At 67.5% G+C, this 16859-nt stretch carries 12 protein-coding genes; 7 read left to right on the top strand and 5 right to left on the bottom strand.

All coding sequences use genetic code 11. The features are described from left to right. Window positions 1–62 precede the first annotated feature (62 nt). Window positions 63–4883, top strand: a complete 4821-nt coding sequence (locus V6M37_RS11610; protein ID WP_332673427.1) for an NAD-glutamate dehydrogenase — start codon at window positions 63–65, stop codon at window positions 4881–4883. A 42-nt stretch (window positions 4884–4925) separates the two neighbouring features. Here the strand turns inward: V6M37_RS11610 and V6M37_RS11605 are convergent, their stop codons facing one another. Both V6M37_RS11605 and ald read right to left on the bottom strand, forming a co-directional pair. Then, window positions 4926–6830: a potassium transporter Kup gene (locus V6M37_RS11605; protein ID WP_332673542.1), complete on the bottom strand. Its 1905-nt coding sequence runs from the start codon at window positions 6828–6830 to the stop codon at window positions 4926–4928. Between the two features lie 170 nt (window positions 6831–7000). Beyond that, window positions 7001–8113 carry an alanine dehydrogenase gene (ald, locus tag V6M37_RS11600; RefSeq protein ID WP_332673425.1) on the bottom strand — a complete coding sequence of 371 codons (1113 nt, stop codon included), beginning with the start codon at window positions 8111–8113 and terminating at the stop codon, window positions 7001–7003. Window positions 8114–8210: 97 nt separating this feature from the next. Here ald and V6M37_RS11595 point away from each other — a divergent pair, with 97 nt between their 5' ends. Continuing rightward, entirely contained in the window at window positions 8211–9065 is an 855-nt protein-coding gene (locus tag V6M37_RS11595; protein WP_332673423.1) for a helical backbone metal receptor, read from the top strand. Window positions 9066–9262: 197 nt separating this feature from the next. On the opposite strand, the gene V6M37_RS11590 is transcribed toward V6M37_RS11595, so the two are convergent. The 3 genes from V6M37_RS11590 to V6M37_RS11580 all read right to left on the bottom strand — a co-directional run bounded on the left by V6M37_RS11590 (window position 9263) and on the right by V6M37_RS11580 (window position 12846). Then, window positions 9263–9736: a putative toxin-antitoxin system toxin component, PIN family gene (locus V6M37_RS11590; RefSeq protein ID WP_332673422.1), complete on the bottom strand. Its 474-nt coding sequence runs from the start codon at window positions 9734–9736 to the stop codon at window positions 9263–9265. Window positions 9737–9973: 237 nt separating this feature from the next. After that, window positions 9974–11797 carry a PHA/PHB synthase family protein gene (locus V6M37_RS11585; protein ID WP_332673420.1) on the bottom strand — a complete coding sequence of 608 codons (1824 nt, stop codon included), beginning with the start codon at window positions 11795–11797 and terminating at the stop codon, window positions 9974–9976. A gap of 20 nt (window positions 11798–11817) precedes the next feature. Then, the gene (locus V6M37_RS11580; RefSeq protein WP_332673417.1) at window positions 11818–12846 is read right to left on the bottom strand and encodes an MBL fold metallo-hydrolase; all 1029 of its coding nucleotides are present in this window, start codon (window positions 12844–12846) and stop codon (window positions 11818–11820) included. Between the two features lie 128 nt (window positions 12847–12974). On the opposite strand from V6M37_RS11580, the gene V6M37_RS11575 reads away from it, so the two are divergent. From V6M37_RS11575 to V6M37_RS11555, 5 genes are all read left to right on the top strand, one after another. After that, window positions 12975–13412 carry a MerR family transcriptional regulator gene (locus V6M37_RS11575; RefSeq protein ID WP_332673415.1) on the top strand — a complete coding sequence of 146 codons (438 nt, stop codon included), beginning with the start codon at window positions 12975–12977 and terminating at the stop codon, window positions 13410–13412. A gap of 70 nt (window positions 13413–13482) precedes the next feature. Next, window positions 13483–13947, top strand: coding sequence for a PaaI family thioesterase (locus tag V6M37_RS11570; protein WP_332673413.1), 465 nt, complete (start codon window positions 13483–13485; stop codon window positions 13945–13947). Between the two features lie 25 nt (window positions 13948–13972). Continuing rightward, on the top strand, window positions 13973–15214 hold the full coding sequence (gene can / locus V6M37_RS11565; protein WP_332673412.1) for a carbonate dehydratase: 1242 nt from the start codon (window positions 13973–13975) through the stop codon (window positions 15212–15214). A 35-nt stretch (window positions 15215–15249) separates the two neighbouring features. Next, on the top strand, window positions 15250–16440 hold the full coding sequence (locus tag V6M37_RS11560) for an acetyl-CoA C-acetyltransferase (RefSeq protein WP_332673411.1): 1191 nt from the start codon (window positions 15250–15252) through the stop codon (window positions 16438–16440). Further along, window positions 16441–16859, top strand: a 419-nt coding sequence (locus tag V6M37_RS11555; RefSeq protein ID WP_332673410.1) for an acyl-CoA dehydrogenase family protein, incomplete at its 3' end; no start/stop codon positions are given. It abuts the gene before it with no gap.

The following is a 16859-nucleotide window of genomic DNA, read 5'->3' as shown; positions in this document are numbered from 1 at the left end:
TCGGCGGCCTAGCCGGACCGCGCGGCGAGTCGCGGCACGACCTCCGGGGACGGGAGACCAGCATGAAGTCACGCGAGGCAGAGACGGGCACCGCGCAGTTCGACGCGGTTCTGGAACAGATCGCCAGGAAGCTGCCGGCGGACGAGGCCGCGCTGGTCGAGCCGTTCGCGCGGCGCTGGTTCGGTCAGGTCGCGCCGGAAGATCTCGCCGACCGCACGGTCGATGACCTGTACGGCGCGGTCGTCAGCCACTGGCAGTTCGTGCGCCGGCATCGCGGCGGTGCACGGCTGCGCGCGTACAATCCGAAGCTCGAAGAGCACGGCTGGGAATCGACCCACACGGTGATCGAGATCGTCAATGACGACATGCCGTTTCTCGTCGATTCGATCGCGATGGAAGTCAACCGGCAGGGGCTCACGCTGCACCTGATCATCCATCCGGTGATGCGCGTCGTGCGCGACGGCGCCGGACGCTACCAGCGGCTCGCCGAAGAAGGCGAAGCGGACCAGGGGCATTTCGAGTCGATCATTCACGTCGAGGTCGACCGGCGCACCGAAGCGGACGACCTCGACGCGCTGAGCGACGGGCTCGAGCGCGTGCTCGCCGACGTGCGCGCGGCCGTGACCGACTGGCCCGCAATGCAGCAGCGCGTCGTCGAGATCGCGAAGGGCATCGAGGACAACCGCCCGCCGGTGCCCGCCGCGGAGGTCGCCGAAACGCTCGCGTTCCTGCGGTGGCTGCTCGACGACAACATCGTGCTGCTCGGCTGCCGCGACTACGAACTCGTCGCCGGAAACGGCGAGAGCGAACTGCACATCCGCCCCGGTTCCGGTCTCGGCCTGCTGCGGGAACGCGCGGGCGAGCGCGTGTCGCGCTCGTTCTCCGCGCTGCCCGCGAATCTCAAGGCGACGCTGCCGAACCTGCCGGTGCTCCTGACGGTGACGAAGTCGAACACGCGCTCGACGGTCCACCGCACCGGCTACATCGACCGCTTCAGCGTCAAGGTGTTCGACGAGCAGGGCAACGCGCGTGCCGAGCGGCGCATCATCGGCCTGCTCGCCTCCACCGCGTACAGCGCGAGCCCGCAGGAGATTCCGTTCCTGCGCGGCAAGGTCGCGGCGGTCGTCGAACGCGCCGGCCTGATGCCGAAAAGCCACGCCGCGAAAGCGCTGCTGACGATCCTCGAACGCTATCCGCGCGACGAGCTGTTCCAGATCTCGACCGAGGAGCTCTTCCATCAGGGGATGGGCATCCTGCGGCTCGGCGAGCGCCAGCGCACGCGGCTCTTCGTGCGCACCGACCCGTTCGCGCGCTTCGTCTCGTGCCTGATCTACGTGCCGCGCGAGCACTACACCACCGAACAGCGGCTGCGCATGCAGGCGGTGCTGATGGAAGCGTTCAACGGCAGCAGCTCCGACTTTGACGTGCAGTTTTCCGAATCCGCGCTCGCGCGCGTGATGATCATCATCCGCACGCGCGACTCGTCGATTCCGCCGTTCGACGTCTATGAACTCGAGCAGCGGCTCGTGCGCGCGACGCGGCGCTGGGAGGACGAACTGCACCGCGCGATGCTCGAACATTTCGGCGAGGAACGCGGCATGGCGCTGCTGCGCCGCTACGGCGAAGGCTTCCCGGCGGGCTATCGCGAGGAGTATTCGCCGCGCGTCGCGGTGTTCGACGTCGAGCAGATCGAAGCGCTCGTCGACGACGACGACCTCGGCATGAGCCTCTACATCCCGCTCGAAGCAAGGCCGGGGCGGCTGAATTTCAAGATCTATCGCGTCGGCGCGCCGGTGCCGCTGTCGCAGAGCCTGCCGATGCTCGAACGCATGGGCGTCAAGGTCATCGACGAGAACCCGTCGGAGATCGAGCGCCAGGACGGGCGCTGCGTCTGGATCCACGATTTCGGGCTCGCTTACGAGGCCGCCGAGGAGCTCGACATCGAGCGGCTGCGGCCGCTGTTCCACGACGCGTTCCTGCGCGCATGGCGCGGCGAGATCGAGAGCGACGACTTCAACCGCCTGACGCTGCTCGCCGAGCTGACGTGGCGCGAGATCGTCGTGCTGCGTGCATATGCGAAGCACATGCGGCAGGCGGCGTTCACGTTCAGCCAGGCGTACATGGAGAACACGCTCGCCGCGCATCCGACGCTCGCGCGGGAGCTCGTCGAACTGTTCGCGCTGCGCTTCGACCCGCAGCAGGAAGCCGATCGGGGGGGGCGCAGCGACGCCCTCGTCGCGCGCATCGAGGAAGCGCTCAACGCGGTCGCGAATCTCGACGAGGACCGCATCCTGCGGCAGTTCCTCGCGATGGTGCGGGCGACGCTGCGGACGAACTACTACCAGCGCGACGCCGACGGGCAGCCGAAATCCTGGCTGTCGCTGAAGCTCGACCCGCGGCGCATCCCGAACCTGCCGCAGCCGCTGCCGATGTTCGAGATCTCGGTCTATTCGCCGCGCTTCGAAGGCGTGCATCTGCGCGGCGGGCGCGTCGCGCGTGGCGGCGTGCGCTGGTCGGACCGCATGGAGGACTTCCGCACCGAGATCCTCGGCCTCGTCAAGGCGCAGATCGTCAAGAACGTCGTCATCGTGCCGGTGGGTTCGAAGGGCGGCTTCGTCGTCAAGAACCCGCCGGCGGGCGACCGCGAAGCGCTGCTCGCCGAAGGCATCGCGTGCTACCGGCAGTATCTGCGCGGGCTGCTCGATCTCACCGACAACCGCGTGCAGGGCAAGGTCGTGCCGCCGCGCGACGTCGTCCGCCACGACGACGACGATCCTTATCTCGTCGTCGCCGCCGACAAGGGCACCGCGAGCTTTTCGGACCATGCGAACGCGATCGCGCTCGAATACGGCTTCTGGCTCGGCGACGCGTTCGCGTCCGGTGGCTCGGCCGGCTACGACCACAAGAAGATGGGCATTACCGCCCGCGGCGCGTGGGAGTCGGTCAAGCGGCACTTCCGCGAGTTCGGCCTCGACACGCAGGAGCAGCCCTTCACCGTCGTGGGCATCGGCGACATGTCCGGCGACGTGTTCGGCAACGGCATGCTGCGCTCGCGCAGGACCCAGCTCGTCGCGGCGTTCGATCACCGGCACATCTTCATCGATCCGGCGCCCGATCCGGAGACCTCGTTCGTCGAGCGCGAACGCCTCTTCGCGCTGCCGCGCTCGTCGTGGGACGACTACGACCGGGCGATGATCTCCGAAGGCGGCGGGGTGTGGCCGCGCGCCGCGAAATCGATCCGGCTGTCGCCGCAGGCGCGCGAGGCGCTGGGTATCGCCGCCGACGCGCTGCCGCCTTCCGAACTGGTCCGCGCGATCCTCACCGCGCCGGTCGACCTGCTCTACAACGGCGGCATCGGGACCTACATCAAGGCGACGAGCGAAACCGACGTCGCGGTCGGCGACCGCACGAACGACGCGCTGCGCGTCAACGGTGCCGACCTGCGCTGCCGGGTCGTCGCCGAAGGCGGCAACCTTGGCGTCACTCAGCTCGGCCGCATCGAATACGCGCTGAAGGGCGGGCGGATCAACACCGACGCGATCGACAACTCGGGCGGCGTCGATTGCTCGGATCACGAGGTCAACATCAAGATCCTGCTCGGCAGCGTCGTCGCCGAAGGCGACCTGACCGGCAAGCAGCGCAACGAACTGCTCGTCGAGATGACCGACGAAGTCGCCGAACTCGTGCTGCGCGACAACTACGCCCAGACGCAGGTGCTGTCGGTGACGCGCTTGCGCGGCGTCGCGCTGCTCGACGAGCAGGCGGAATTCATCCGCCGGCTGAGCCACGCCGGGCGCTTGAACCGCAAGATCGAGTACCTGCCGCTCGACGAGGAGATCGCCGACCGGGCGCTCGCGCACACCGGTCTCGTGACGCCGGAACTGGCGGTGCTGCTCGCTTACAGCAAGATCGAGCTTTTCGACGAGGTGCTCGAGTCCGACGTGCCGGAGGATCCGTACATCTCCACCGCGCTGACGCGTTATTTCCCGAAGCCGTTGCGCGAACGCTTCGCCGCGCAGATCCAGCGCCACCCGCTGCGCCGCGAGATCATCGCGACGCACGTCGTCAACAGCATGATCAACCGCGTCGGCCCGACCTTCGTCGGCCGGCTGCACGGGGAGACCGGCGAGCCGATGGCCGAGATCGTCCGTGCCTACATGGCGACGCGCGAAGTGTTCGCGCTCGTGCCGACGTGGCGCGAAATCGAGGCGCTCGACAACGTCGTGCCCGATGCGGTGCAGACCGAGATGATCCTCGAGACGGTGCGCCTGGTTCACCGCGGCACGATGTGGTTCCTGCGCCACCGCAACCGGCTCGGCGACCTGCAGGGGACGCTCGACTACTTCTCGGCCGGCGCCGCCGGGCTGTCGGCGGGCCTACGCGATTTCGTTCGCTCCGCGTATCTCGAAGTCATCGACGGGGTCGCGGCGACCTTCGTCGGGAAAGGCGTGCCCGCGCCGCTCGCGCACCGCATCGCATCGCTCGACGAGCTGTATTCCGCGCTCGATCTCGTCGAAGTCGTCGAGGAGACCGGCCGGCCGGAAGGGACCGTCGCGAAGGTCTATTACGCGCTCGGCGACGAGCTCGATCTGTACTGGCTCGGCCTGCAGATCAGCGCGTTGCCGGCGGACAGCCGCTGGCAGGCGCTCGCGCGCGGCGCGCTGCGCGTCGAGCTGTCGAACCAGGCGCGGATTGTCGCCGCCGATGCGCTGAAACACAGCCCGGGGGTCGAGGCGCCGGAGGACGTCATCGCGGCCTGGCAGGAGCGCAACCGCGTGACCGTCGAGCGCTACCGGCATCTGCTCGCGGACGTGAAGACCGCCGCCGTGATCGACATGGCGATGCTGTCGGTGCTGATGCGGGCGCTGCGCAACCTCGGTTGAGCGGGGGCCGCGGCGCGCCGCCGTCCCGGCCGCGGACGGCGGCTACAGTTCGACTTGCGTGCCGAGCTCGACGACGCGGTTCGGCGGAATGCGGAAGTAGTCCGCGGCGCTGCCGGCGTTGCGGAACATGACGATGAAAAGCTTCTCGCGCCACCGCGCCATGCCCCCCGCGACGCGCGACACCAGCGTCTCGCGGCCGAGGAAGAACGACGTTTCCATCATCTGGAACTTCAGCCCGAATTCGGCGCAGCGTTCGAGCGCGACGGGCAGGTCGGGGTCGTCCATGAAGCCGTAGCTCACGCGCACGCGAAAGAAACCGTAGTCGAGCTCCTCGACCGCGACGCGCTCGCGGTCGGGCACGTGCGGCACGTCGGCGGTTTCGACCGTCAGCAGCACGACGCGGCGATGCAGCACCTTGTTGTGCACGAGGTTGTGCAGCAAGGCGCGCGGCACACCCTCGAGCCATGTCGTCAGAAACACCGACGTGCCGTCGACGCGCGGCGGGGGGCTGGCGAACATCGACTGGATGAAGATGTCGAGCGGCATCGTGTCGCTGCGGATGCGCGAGTTCAGCATGTCCCGGCCGCGTTTCCACGTCGTCAGCAGCGTGAAGATCAGCGCGCCGACGAGCAGCGGGAACCAGCCGCCGGCGAGGATCTTCACGGTCGTCGCGGAAAAGAACGCGGCGTCGACCGTGAGGAACACGGCGAGGAACAGCGCCGCCCGAGCCTTGCCCCAGCCCCACAGCTCGCGCACGACGACGAAGGCGAGCAGCGTGTCGATCATCATCGTCAGCGTGACCGCGATGCCGTACGCGGACGCGAGCGCGCTCGACGACCGGAACCCGACGACCAGCGCGACGACCGCGCCGAGCAGCATCCAGTTGATGCTGGGCACGTAGATCTGGCCCATTTCGCGCTCGGACGTGAAGATCGTCCGCATCCGCGGCGCGTAGCCGAGCTGGATCGCCTGGCGGGTCAGCGAATAGGCGCCCGAGATGACGGCCTGGCTCGCAATGATCGTCGCCAGTGTCGCCATCGCGACCATCGGGTACACCAGCGCGTCGGGAACGAGCAGATAGAACGGGTTGCGCACGTTATCCGGATGATCGAGGATCAGCGCGCCCTGGCCGAGATAATTCAGGTACAGCGCCGGAAACACGACGAGGAACCACGCGAACTTGATCGGTCGCCGGCCGAAATGCCCCATGTCGGCGTACAGCGCCTCACCGCCGGTGATCGCGAGCACAACGGCGCCGAGCGATAGCCACCCGACGAGCGGCATGTCGGCGAAAAAGCGCAGCGCCCAGCGCGGGTCGAGCGCAGCGACGATTTCCGGATGCAGCGTGATGCCGCGGATGCCGAGCACCGCGAGGACGACGAACCAGCACAGCATGACCGGGCCGAAGACCTTGCCGACGCTGCCGGTGCCGCGGCGCTGGATCAGGAAGAGTGCGAACAGCACGACGAGCGCGATCGGCAGCACGTAAGGGCGGAATGCGGGTGTCGCGACTTCAAGGCCTTCGACCGCCGACAACACCGAGATCGCCGGCGTGATCATGCCGTCGCCGTAGAACAGCGCCGCGCCGAACACGCCGAGGACCGACAGCAGCCATGCCTTGCGTCCCGGCGGCACTGCCCGCAGCACGAGCGAGGTCAGCGCCATGATGCCGCCCTCGCCGCGGTTGTCGGCGCGCGTGATGAAGATCACGTATTTCGCCGAGACGACGAAAACGAGCGCCCAGAACACCAACGACAGGATGCCGTACACATTCTCCGGCGTGACCGGCACCGCGTGCGGGCCGTTGAAGACTTCCTTCAGCGTGTAGAGCGGGCTCGTGCCGATGTCGCCGTAGACGACACCGATCGCGGCGACCGCGAGTCCGGCGATTCCCGTACCGGAGCCGTGCTGCGACGCGGGAGCGCCGGCATCGGCGGCGGGCGGCATCGACGGGCCGGGGCCGGATGCCCTTGCAGGGGACGGATCGCCCGCAGGATCGACGGTCGACATGGGAGCTCCGGGAGAAGGGGCGTTAGCGCGGGCGCAGAGCTTACCGCAGCGCAGCACCCGGAGCCAGCCGCGCGCCGTGCGTGTGGTTTGGGCGCCTCACCAGCCCGTCACAACATTTCACCGGCCGGCCGGAACCCGAATCCGAGCGCGGCTGCGACGCCCTTGTGGGTGAGGTGTCCGGCGCATACGTTCAGCCCCTGCAGCAAGTGCGGATCCTGCGCGAGCGCCGCGCGCCATCCCTTGCCGGCGATCGCGAGAACGTGAGGCAGGGTTGCGGTGTTGAGCGCGAGCGTCGAGGTGCGGGCAACGGCGCCCGGCATGTTCGCGACGCAGTAGTGCACGACGCCGTCGACGACGAAGGTCGGGTCGGCGTGCGTCGTCGGACGCGATGTCTCGACGCAGCCGCCCTGGTCGATCGCGACATCGACGATGACCGCGCCCGGTCGCATGCGACGCACGACGTCGCGGCCGACGAGCTTCGGCGCGGCAGCGCCGGCGACGAGCACCGCGCCGATCACCAGATCGGCGTCGACGACTGCGTTCTCGATCGCGTCGGCACTCGCGTGCAGCGTCGCGAGGCGTGGTCCGAAGCGTTCGTCGAGGCGGCGCAGCACCGGCACCGAGCGGTCGATGACCCGCACCGCGGCGCCCATTCCGAGCGCGATCAGCGCCGCGTTGACGCCGACCACGCCGCCGCCGAGGATCGCGACGTGCGCCGGCTCGACTCCCGGTACACCGCCGAGCAGCACGCCGCGCCCGCCCGCGGCCTTTTCGAGACAGTGCGCACCGGCTTGCACGCTCATCCGGCCGGCCACTTCGGACATCGGGGCGAGCAGCGGCAGCCCGCCGCCGGGGCCGGACACCGTCTCGTAGGCGATCGCGGTGACCCCGGACGCGAGCAGATCGCGCGCCTGGTCGGGGTCCGGCGCGAGGTGGAGGTAGGTGAAGAGGACGTGGTCGGCGCGCAGCCACGCACGCTCCTGCGCCTGCGGTTCCTTGACCTTGACGATCAGCTCGGCGCCGGCGAAGACTTCCTCGGGCGCGTCCGCGACGCGCGCCCCCGCCCGCCGGTAGTCGTCGTCGCTCGCGCCGCTGCCGGCGCCGGCGTCATGTTCGACGGTCACTTCATGGCCGGCGGCGACGACCTCGCGGACGCTCGCCGGGGTCAGCCCGACCCGGTACTCATGCACCTTGATTTCCTTCGGCACTCCGACGCGCATCGTGACCTCCCGTTCCGGCGAAACCGGCGCGTGCGGCGGGCGGACGGCGGCCGCCGTCGCCTACAATCGACGCCTTTCACTTCGATCGCGACCTGCCATGGAAGTATCCACCTTCTCCGACGCCTCCGCCGCACTGACCGACGCGGTCGGCACTTGCCACCACCCCGCCCACGGGCCGGTGCGCATCGTGTCGCTCGTGCCGTCGCTGACCGAGCTCGTCTGCGACCTCGGCCTCGGCGACCAGCTCGTCGGGCGCACCGGCTTCTGCATCCATCCGCGCGAAACCTTGAAGCCGATTCCGAAAGTCGGCGGCACGAAGGACGTGAAGCTCGACGTCGTGCGCGCGCTCGCCCCGACGCACCTGATCGTGAACATCGACGAGAACCGGCGCGAGACGGTTGAGGAACTCGCGGATTTCGTCCCCAACGTAATCGTCACGCACCCGTGCCGGCCGGAAGACAATTTCGGGCTGTACCGGATGTTCGGTGCGATCTTCCATCGCGAGGCGCAGGCGGACCGGCTCGTCGCCGATCTCGACGCCGCGTTCGTCGAGGCCGGCGCGGTCGCCGCCGCATTGCCGGTCGAACGCGTGCTGTATCTGATCTGGCGGGCGCCGTGGATGACCGTCTCGCGCGAAACCTACATCTCCGCGGCGCTCGCGAGCGTCGGCTGGCACACGCTGCCCGACGCGACGGCGGACCGCTATCCGGAAGTCGACTGGGACTCGGCGTCGATCGCGGACATCGCGCGCGTGTTCCTGTCGACCGAGCCTTACCGTTTCAGCGCCGCCGACCTCGGCGAAGCCGAGCGTCTCGCGCGCCGTCCAGCCGCGCTGATCGACGGTGAAATGACGTCCTGGTACGGCAGCCGCGCTGCGGCCGGCCTGCGCTATCTCGCGCGCTTGCGTCGCGAACTCGCCGAACGCGACGCGGGACGGCTCGCGCCGGCGTAAGAACGCAGCGAGGGCGCGCGGACCGGCCGCGAGTGCAGCGACGGCCGCCGCGGCGGATTTCGGAAGCCGTGGATGTCGGATGTCGCTGTAGTCGGTCCGACCTGCCGTTCGAGGTGCCCCGACGCGCAGCTTCGGCGTAGGTCGGCGTGCGCCGCAGGCGCGGGCCGACGCGGACGCGGCCGTCCTGCGGTCGTTCTTCAGTCGGTGCCGACCGCCCTCGCGAAGGCTTCGGGCGTGACGACGGCGAAGAACCCGCGCACCAACCGGTGGCGATTGAGCTTCAGCAATGCCTTGTCACGGCTGATCAGATGGCTCGCGCTGCCCTCGCGCGCGACTTCGAGAAATTTCTGGTCGTCGCGGTCGCGGCACGTGGGCAGTGCCGCGAGCGAGGCGGCGCCGTCACCGTCTGGCGCGTCGCCGCGGTCGGCAATCGTCGTCACGCGGGCCATGTAGGCGTCGAGGATGTCGCGCTGACGTTCCGGACTTGCGCCGAATTGCCGGTAGGCGAGCACGCGGCGCAATTCCTCGAGCGTGTCCGCGCGCGCGAGCAGCGGCAGCGCGCGGTGCTCGATCGCGTCCCGCAAGTGCGCGAGCTGGGGGTCTTCGAAGAACCACAGGGCCATGACCGTGTTCGTGTCGAGGACGAGGCGGGGCGACGGGAAGTCCGGCATCGGAAATCGCAATGGAGATTGGGGAACCGGCACGAACCGGGCAGAGGCGAAGGTTCGGAAGGCCGACGGCGGGCGGAAGGGTCGCCTGTGCGCAGAGGCGCGCCCTGCGCGCGGATCGACTCCGACTGTAGGCAGGAATGTCGCGGGTCGTTGCCCGCTCGCCGCAGGCGGGATGCGGCGGCGTAAACAACAGCGAGGGGGCGGTGCCCCCTCGCGTCGATCACGTGCGGTCGGAGATCAGGCGGCGTCCCTCGCGTCGAGACGGATCTTGACGAACGAGCCCGGCGCGTCCTCGAGAACCTTCAGCTTGCCGCCGGACGGGTCGCGCGCGTCGGTCTGTTCGTCATCGTGCGGCGTGACCCACGCCTGCCAGTCGGTCCACCACGACCCCTGCTGGTGCTGCGCGCCTTCGAACCACGCGTCGGCGTCCTTCGCGAGCTTTGCGGCCGGATTCAGCCAGTAGCCGTACTTGTTCGCGACCGGCGGATTGACGATGCCGGCGATATGGCCGGAGCCGCCGAGGACGAAACGCACCGGGCCGCCGAGTCTCTGCGCGCCCATGTAGGTGCTCTTCCACGGCGCGATATGGTCCTCGAGCGTCGAGATGAAGTAGCACGGCACCTTGATCTTCGACAGGTCGATCGGGACGCCGTCGATGACGATGCCGCCCGGCTCGACGAGGCGGTTCTCCATGTACATCGTGCGCAGGTAGAAGCTGTGCATCTTCGCCGGCATGCGCGTCGAGTCGGAGTTCCAGTACAGCAGGTCGAATGGGAAGGGGTCCTTCCCCATCAGGTAGTTATTGACGACGAAGGACCAGATCAGGTCGTTCGCGCGCATCATGTTGAAGGTCCCGGCCATCTCCGAACCTTCGAGGTAGCCGCGCTCGAACATCTTCTTTTCGAGGCTCGACACTTGCCCTTCGTCGATGAAGACGCCGAGCTCGCCCGGTTCGGCGAAGTCCGTCATCGTCGTGAAGAAGGTCGCCGTCGCGATGCGCTTCTGCTTCTTGCCGGCGAGGTAGGCGAGCGTCGTTGCGAGCAGCGTGCCGCCGAGGCAGTAGCCGCACGCATTGATTTCCTTCTCGCCGGTCTGCTTCTCGATCGCGTCGAGCGCGGCGATGATGCCTTCGTGCACGTAGGACTCGAACGTCTTCTCGGCCTGGCGCTCGTCCGGGTTGACCCACGAGACCACGAACACCGTGTGGCCCTGGTCGACGCACCACTTGATGTACGAGTTCTTCTCGCGCAGGTCGAGGATGTAGAACTTGTTGATCCACGGCGGCACGATCAGCAGCGGACGCTTGAGGACCTTGTCGGTCGTCGGCGTGTACTGGATCAGCTGCATCATGTCGGTCTGGAACACGACCTTGCCTGGCGTCGTCGCGACGTTGCGGCCGAGTTCGAACGCGGTCGTGTCGGTCATCTTGACCCGGATCTGGCCGCCGCCGTCTTCCATGTCGCGCAGCAGGTTGTTCAGGCCCTTGATCAGGTTCTGCCCGTTGCTCTTCACCGTCTCGCGGAATACTTCGGGATTCGTCAGCGCGAAGTTCGACGGCGACAGCGCGTCGATGTACTGGCGCGTGTAGAAATTGACCTTCTTCTGCGTCTGCTCGTCGAGACCTTCGACGCAGCACACCGTGTCATGCACGTGGCGCGCGGCGATCAGGTAGGACTGCTTGATGTAGTCGAACAGGAAGTGCTCTTCCCATTGCTCGTCCTTGAAGCGCTTGTCGGACTTCTCCGGCTGCGCGATCGGCGCGCCGTGCATGCCGATCACGCGCAGCATCGAGTGCTGCCACAGCGAGAAGTAATCCCAGACGAGGTTCATCTGCGACTGCGCGAGCTTGTACGGATTCGAAAGCAGCTTGGCCATCATGTCCATGAAGGCCTGGGCGATGCCGAGTTCGTCGCTCGGCGTGGCGACGCCTTTCTTCAGCTGCCGCTGTACGTGCTCGCTGATCAGGTGCGAGGCGCGCTGCGCGACCTCGGCGTACGTCTTCGCGACCTCTTTCGGGTCCGGAAGCTCGGCAAATAGGGTCTCGGGGGCGGGTGCTGACATCTAAGTAATGCTCCTGTTTTTCATGTCATGCGTTCGAATCGGACCGAACCGTTCCGGTCGGCCGATCTACGCAACTCGTTTTTGCCGACCAGGTAATTCAGGTGAGCAATCGCCTCTCCCATCGCAAACATCACCTGATGCGTATCCAGCGGCCGGGGAAACAGCGTCGTCAGAAGGTCGCCGGCAGTGCTTGGCGCAGCCATCGCCCGCAACAATTCGTCACAACGTTCGCGGTGATGCGCTTCGAGCTGCCCGACCCTTGCCCGGATGCCGCGGAATGGTCGACCGTGAGATGGTAGCACGAGCGTGTCGTCCGGCAAGTCCTTGATGCGATTAAGTGATTCGAGAAACCAGCGGAGCGGATCGCCTTCCGGCGTGGCGGCGTAGACGCTGATGTTCGTCGAGATGCGCGGCAGCAGCATATCACCCGAAATGAGTATTCCGAGGCGTTCGCAGTAGAGGCTCGCGTGTTCGGGCGCGTGCCCGTAGCCGACGATCACGCGCCAGTCGTTGTCGCCGATCCGGATCTCGTCGCCGTCGAACAGCCGATGGAAGCGGCCCGGCAGCTCCGGCACCCCGCGACGGTAGGCGTTGCCGCGGGTGGCGAGGGCGTCGAGGCGCGCGTCGTCGAGACCGTGGGCGCGGAACTGGGCCACCATGTCCGGCACGCACATTCCCGGCGTCTGGCTCCAGACCGCGTGGCCCGCCAGGAATTCGCCCTGGGTCATCAGCACCGGTGCGCCGTCGCGGGCAGCAAGCCAGCTGGCGAGACCGAGATGGTCCGGATGATGATGGGTGACGACGACGCGCGACAGCGGGCGTCCGTCGCGCTCGAGAACGGTGTTCCAGTGCGCGCGGACCTCGTCGGCGCCGAGCCCGGCATCGACCGCCGTCAGCGCGTCGCCGTCGTCGAGCAGCCACAGGTTGATGTGATCGAGCGCGAACGGCAGCGGCATCCGCAGCCAGCGCACGCCGGGCGCGACGGCGATGGCTTCCCCGCCGGGCGGCATGCCGTCGAACGGATACTGCAGTTCACCAATGCTGTTCATCGTAATCTCTCCGTTGTGAGGGCCGCGCAATCGCCGATTGCCCAAACCCCTGAATTCTGATTAACTTTTCCGTCTTCCCATAGTGCCGCATCCGGCGGCTCGGGTCGTTTTACTTCGGGCGTCCGCCAATGGCAAGCGAACAAACCTACACGATTACCGAACTGGCGCGCGATTTCGACGTCACGCCGCGCGCGATCCGCTTCTACGAGGACCAGGGCCTGCTGAAGCCCGCCCGCGCGGGGCGGTCCCGCGTCTACACGAAAGCCGACCGCACCCGGCTGAAGCTCACGCTGCGCGGCAAGCGCCTCGGGCTGTCGCTCGCCGAAATCAAGGAGCTGCTCGAGATGCACGGCGGCGTTCGCAATCCGGCCGCGCAACTGCTGCGTTTCCTCGTCGTTCTCGCGGACCGGCGCGAAGCGCTCGAACAGCAGCGCGAGGACATCGAGGCGGTGCTCGGCGAGATCGCGATGCTCGAGAAGCAGTGCTCCGAACTGCTTGGCCACGACGCCGCGAAGGCGGCGGAGGAGCGGGCGAAAGTCGTCCGACGGATGCGCAGCGAAGCTTGATTTTTTTGATGGTTGGTTTACGTTGACGTAAACGTAATAACAACCAAAAAGTTCCGCTGGAGGAGGCCGGATGAATCGCGAGGCGCAAATTTTTCAACCGAAGGACGCTGCGTACGCCGAACGCGTGCGCGAGAGTTTCGGCCTGCAGCAGGCGATGACGCTGATCGGTGCGGAGCTCGCGGTCGTCGAACCGGGCTATACCGAGATTCATCTGCCCTTCAAGCCGGAAATCACGCAGCAGCACGGCGTGATCCACGGCGGCGTCGTCGGCATGATCGCCGATTCGGCCGCCGGCTACGCGGCGAACACCCTGACGCCGGCCGACACGAGCGTGCTGACCGTCGAATACAAACTGAACCTCGTCGCGCCGGCCGACGGCGAGCGCCTCGTCGCGCGCGGCGAAGTCATCAAGCCCGGACGCACCCTGCTGATCACCCGCGCGGAAGTGTTCGTGGTCAAACAGGAGCAATGGACGCTGTGCGCGGTGATGCAGCAGACGATCATGGCGATGCACGGCAAGAAGGAACGGGTCTAGGCGGTCGTCCGCTGCGCATAGCGCGGTGATCGTGGGGCGCGGCAACGGCGGGCGCCCCGGAAGAGCGTCTTTCGCCGAAAGGGCGAACCGCGCTGCTGAAAGGCGGCGCAAACGGAACGGAGTTTCAATGGCAATCGAGCTTCGCCTGGTGGGGGACGAGGACCGCGCCGCGGTCGAGCATGTCCGTCAGTTCTTTCGCAATTACGCCGGCTGGCTGGGAGTCGACCTCGGATTCCAGGGCTTCGGCGAGGAAATGGCGTCGCTGCCGGGCGCGTACTCCGCACCGCAAGGACGCCTCTTTTTCGCCGAAGTCGACGGCAAGGCCGCGGGCTGCGTCGGCATCCGGCCGTTCTCGGAAGGCGTCTGCGAGATGAAGCGCCTCTACGTCGAGCCGGAATTGCGCGGCCTGGGCGTCGGCCGGGACCTCGTGCTCGCCGCGATCCGCGCCGCGAAGGCGATCGGTTACCGCAAGATCATGCTCGACACGCTGCCGGCGATGCGCATCGCCGTGAAGCTCTACCGCGAACTCGGCTTCACCGAGGCGCCGGCTTATTATCCGACGCCGATCGAGGGCACGATCTTCCTCGCGCTCGACCTCGAGAACTGGTCCGAGCAGGACGTCGCGAACGAGAACCTGTTCCACCTGTTCGACTTCAACCGGGCCTGGGCGCAACGGATGCAGCAGGTCGATCCGGGCTTCTTCGAGAAGCTGTCGAAGCTGCAGGCCCCCGAATACCTGTGGATCGGCTGCTCTGATTCGCGCGTGCCGGCGAATCAGATCATCGGCCTGCTGCCGGGCGAAGTGTTCGTGCACCGCAACGTCGCGAACGTTGTCGTGCATACCGACCTCAACTGCCTGTCGGTGGTGCAGTTCGCTGTCGACGTGCTGAAGGTCAAGCACATCATGGTCGTCGGGCACTACGGCTGCGGCGGCGTGAAGGCGGCGCTCGGGCGCGAGCGCATCGGGCTCGTCGATCTGTGGCTGCGTCACGTGCAGGACGTCCACGTCAAGCACCGCGCTGCGGTCGACGCGCTGCCGCCGGAACTCGCGCACGACCGGCTGTGCGAACTGAACGTCCTCGAACAGGTCGTCAATGTCTGCCAGACGATCGTCGTCCAGGATGCATGGAAGCGCGGTCAGCCGCTGACCGTGCATGGGTGGATCTACGGCCTGAAGAACGGACTCGTGCGGGACCTCGGCCTGAACGTCCGCCGCGCTGAAGATTTGATGCCGCGCTACGTCGCGGCGCTCGAAACACTGGCCTGAGAGCCGGATTCCCTTACGTGTTACAGGAGAGAAGCATGGTTGACCCCGTCGTTATCGTTTCCGCCGCCCGCACCCCGATGGGCGGCTTCCAGGGCGAGCTCGCCGGCCTGACCGGCCCGCAGCTCGGCGCGGTCGCGATCAAGGCCGCCGTCGAGCGCGCCGGCATCGCGCCCGATCAGGTGCAGGAAGTGCTGATGGGCTGCGTCCTGCCGGCGGGCGTCGGTCAGGCGCCGGCGCGCCAGGCCGCGCTCGGCGCCGGTTTGCCGCTGTCGGCGGGCTGCACGACGATCAGCAAGGTGTGCGGTTCCGGCATGAAGGCGACGATGCTCGCGCACGACCTGCTGGTCGCCGGCACCAACGACGTGATGGTCGCGGGCGGCATGGAGTCGATGTCGAACGCGCCATACATGCTGCCGAAGGCGCGCGGCGGCTACCGCCTCGGCCACGGCCAGATGCTCGACCACATGTTCCACGACGGCCTCGAGGACAGCTACAAGAAGGAAACCAAGGGCCGCCTGATGGGCACCTTCGCCGAAGACTGCGCGAGCCACTTCGCTTTCACGCGCGCGGCTCAGGACGAATTCGCGATCGCGTCGACGACGCGTGCGCAGAATGCGATCAAGGACGGCAGCTTCGCGTGGGAAGTCGCCCCGGTGACGGTGTCCGGCCGCAAGGGCGACGTCGTCGTCGACCGCGACGAGCAGCCGCTGAAGGCGCAGCTCGACAAGATCGGCAGCCTCAAGCCCGCGTTCGCGAAGGACGGCACCGTGACCGCCGCGAACTCCTCCTCGATCTCCGACGGCGCCGCGGCACTCGTGCTGATGCGCCGCTCGACGGCCGATAAGCTCGGCCTGAAACCGCTCGCGACGATCGTCGGCCACGCGTCGCATGCGCAGGAGCCGGCATGGTTCACGACGGCCCCCGTCGGCGCGATGCAGAAGGTGTTGGCGAAGGCCGGCTGGACGACCGCGGACGTTGACCTGTGGGAAATCAACGAAGCGTTCGCGGTCGTCACGATGGCGGCGATGAAGGAACTCGACCTGCCGCACGACAAGGTGAACGTGCATGGCGGCGCCTGCGCGCTTGGCCATCCGATCGGCGCCTCGGGCGCCCGAATCATCGTCACGCTGCTCGGCGCACTGAAGCAGTACGGCAAGAAGCGCGGCGTCGCGAGCCTGTGCATCGGCGGCGGCGAAGCGACGGCGGTTGCGGTGGAGCTCGCGTAAATGATCCTCACGCAAGAACAGGAAATGATCCGGGATTCACTCCGCGCGTTCGCGCAGGAGCGGCTGGCGCCGTTCGCCGCGGAGTGGGACCGCAACCACACGTTCCCGCGCGAAGCGTTGAAGGAGCTCGCCGAACTCGGCGCGCTCGGCATGGTCGTGCCCGAGCAGTGGGGCGGCGCAGGGATGGACTATGTGAGCCTCGTGCTCGCGCTGGAAGAGATCGCGGCCGGCGACGGCGCGACGTCTACGATCGTCAGCGTGCAGAACTCGCTCGCGTGCGGTATCCCGAACCGCTACGGCAACGACGCGCAGAAGGAGCGTTGGCTGAAGCCGCTCGCGCGCGGCGAGAAGCTCGGCTGCTTCTGCCTCACCGAGCCGCACGTCGGCTCGGATGCGGCGGCGCTGAAGACGACCGCCGT

Origin of the sequence: Aromatoleum sp., from assembly GCF_036675785.1 — a bacterium.
GTDB lineage: Bacteria > Pseudomonadota > Gammaproteobacteria > Burkholderiales > Rhodocyclaceae > Aromatoleum.
Note: the sequence above shows the minus strand (reverse complement) of the source record. Positions and strands in the feature narration are given on the sequence as shown.

Bases quoted from the DNA above. Each gene is read 5' to 3' on its own strand.
- V6M37_RS11575 (WP_332673415.1), top strand. From the start codon at position 12,975: ATGGCAAGCGAACAAACCTACACGATTACCGAACTGGCGCGCGATTTC.
- V6M37_RS11610 (WP_332673427.1), top strand. From the start codon at position 63: ATGAAGTCACGCGAGGCAGAGACGGGCACCGCGCAGTTCGACGCGGTT.
- V6M37_RS11605 (WP_332673542.1), bottom strand. From the start codon at position 6,830: ATGCCGCCCGCCGCCGATGCCGGCGCTCCCGCGTCGCAGCACGGCTCC.
- ald (WP_332673425.1), bottom strand. From the start codon at position 8,113: ATGCGCGTCGGAGTGCCGAAGGAAATCAAGGTGCATGAGTACCGGGTC.
- V6M37_RS11595 (WP_332673423.1), top strand. From the start codon at position 8,211: ATGGAAGTATCCACCTTCTCCGACGCCTCCGCCGCACTGACCGACGCG.
- V6M37_RS11585 (WP_332673420.1), bottom strand. From the start codon at position 11,797: ATGTCAGCACCCGCCCCCGAGACCCTATTTGCCGAGCTTCCGGACCCG.
- V6M37_RS11590 (WP_332673422.1), bottom strand. From the start codon at position 9,736: ATGCCGGACTTCCCGTCGCCCCGCCTCGTCCTCGACACGAACACGGTC.
- V6M37_RS11560 (WP_332673411.1), top strand. From the start codon at position 15,250: ATGGTTGACCCCGTCGTTATCGTTTCCGCCGCCCGCACCCCGATGGGC.
- V6M37_RS11570 (WP_332673413.1), top strand. From the start codon at position 13,483: ATGAATCGCGAGGCGCAAATTTTTCAACCGAAGGACGCTGCGTACGCC.
- V6M37_RS11580 (WP_332673417.1), bottom strand. From the start codon at position 12,846: ATGAACAGCATTGGTGAACTGCAGTATCCGTTCGACGGCATGCCGCCC.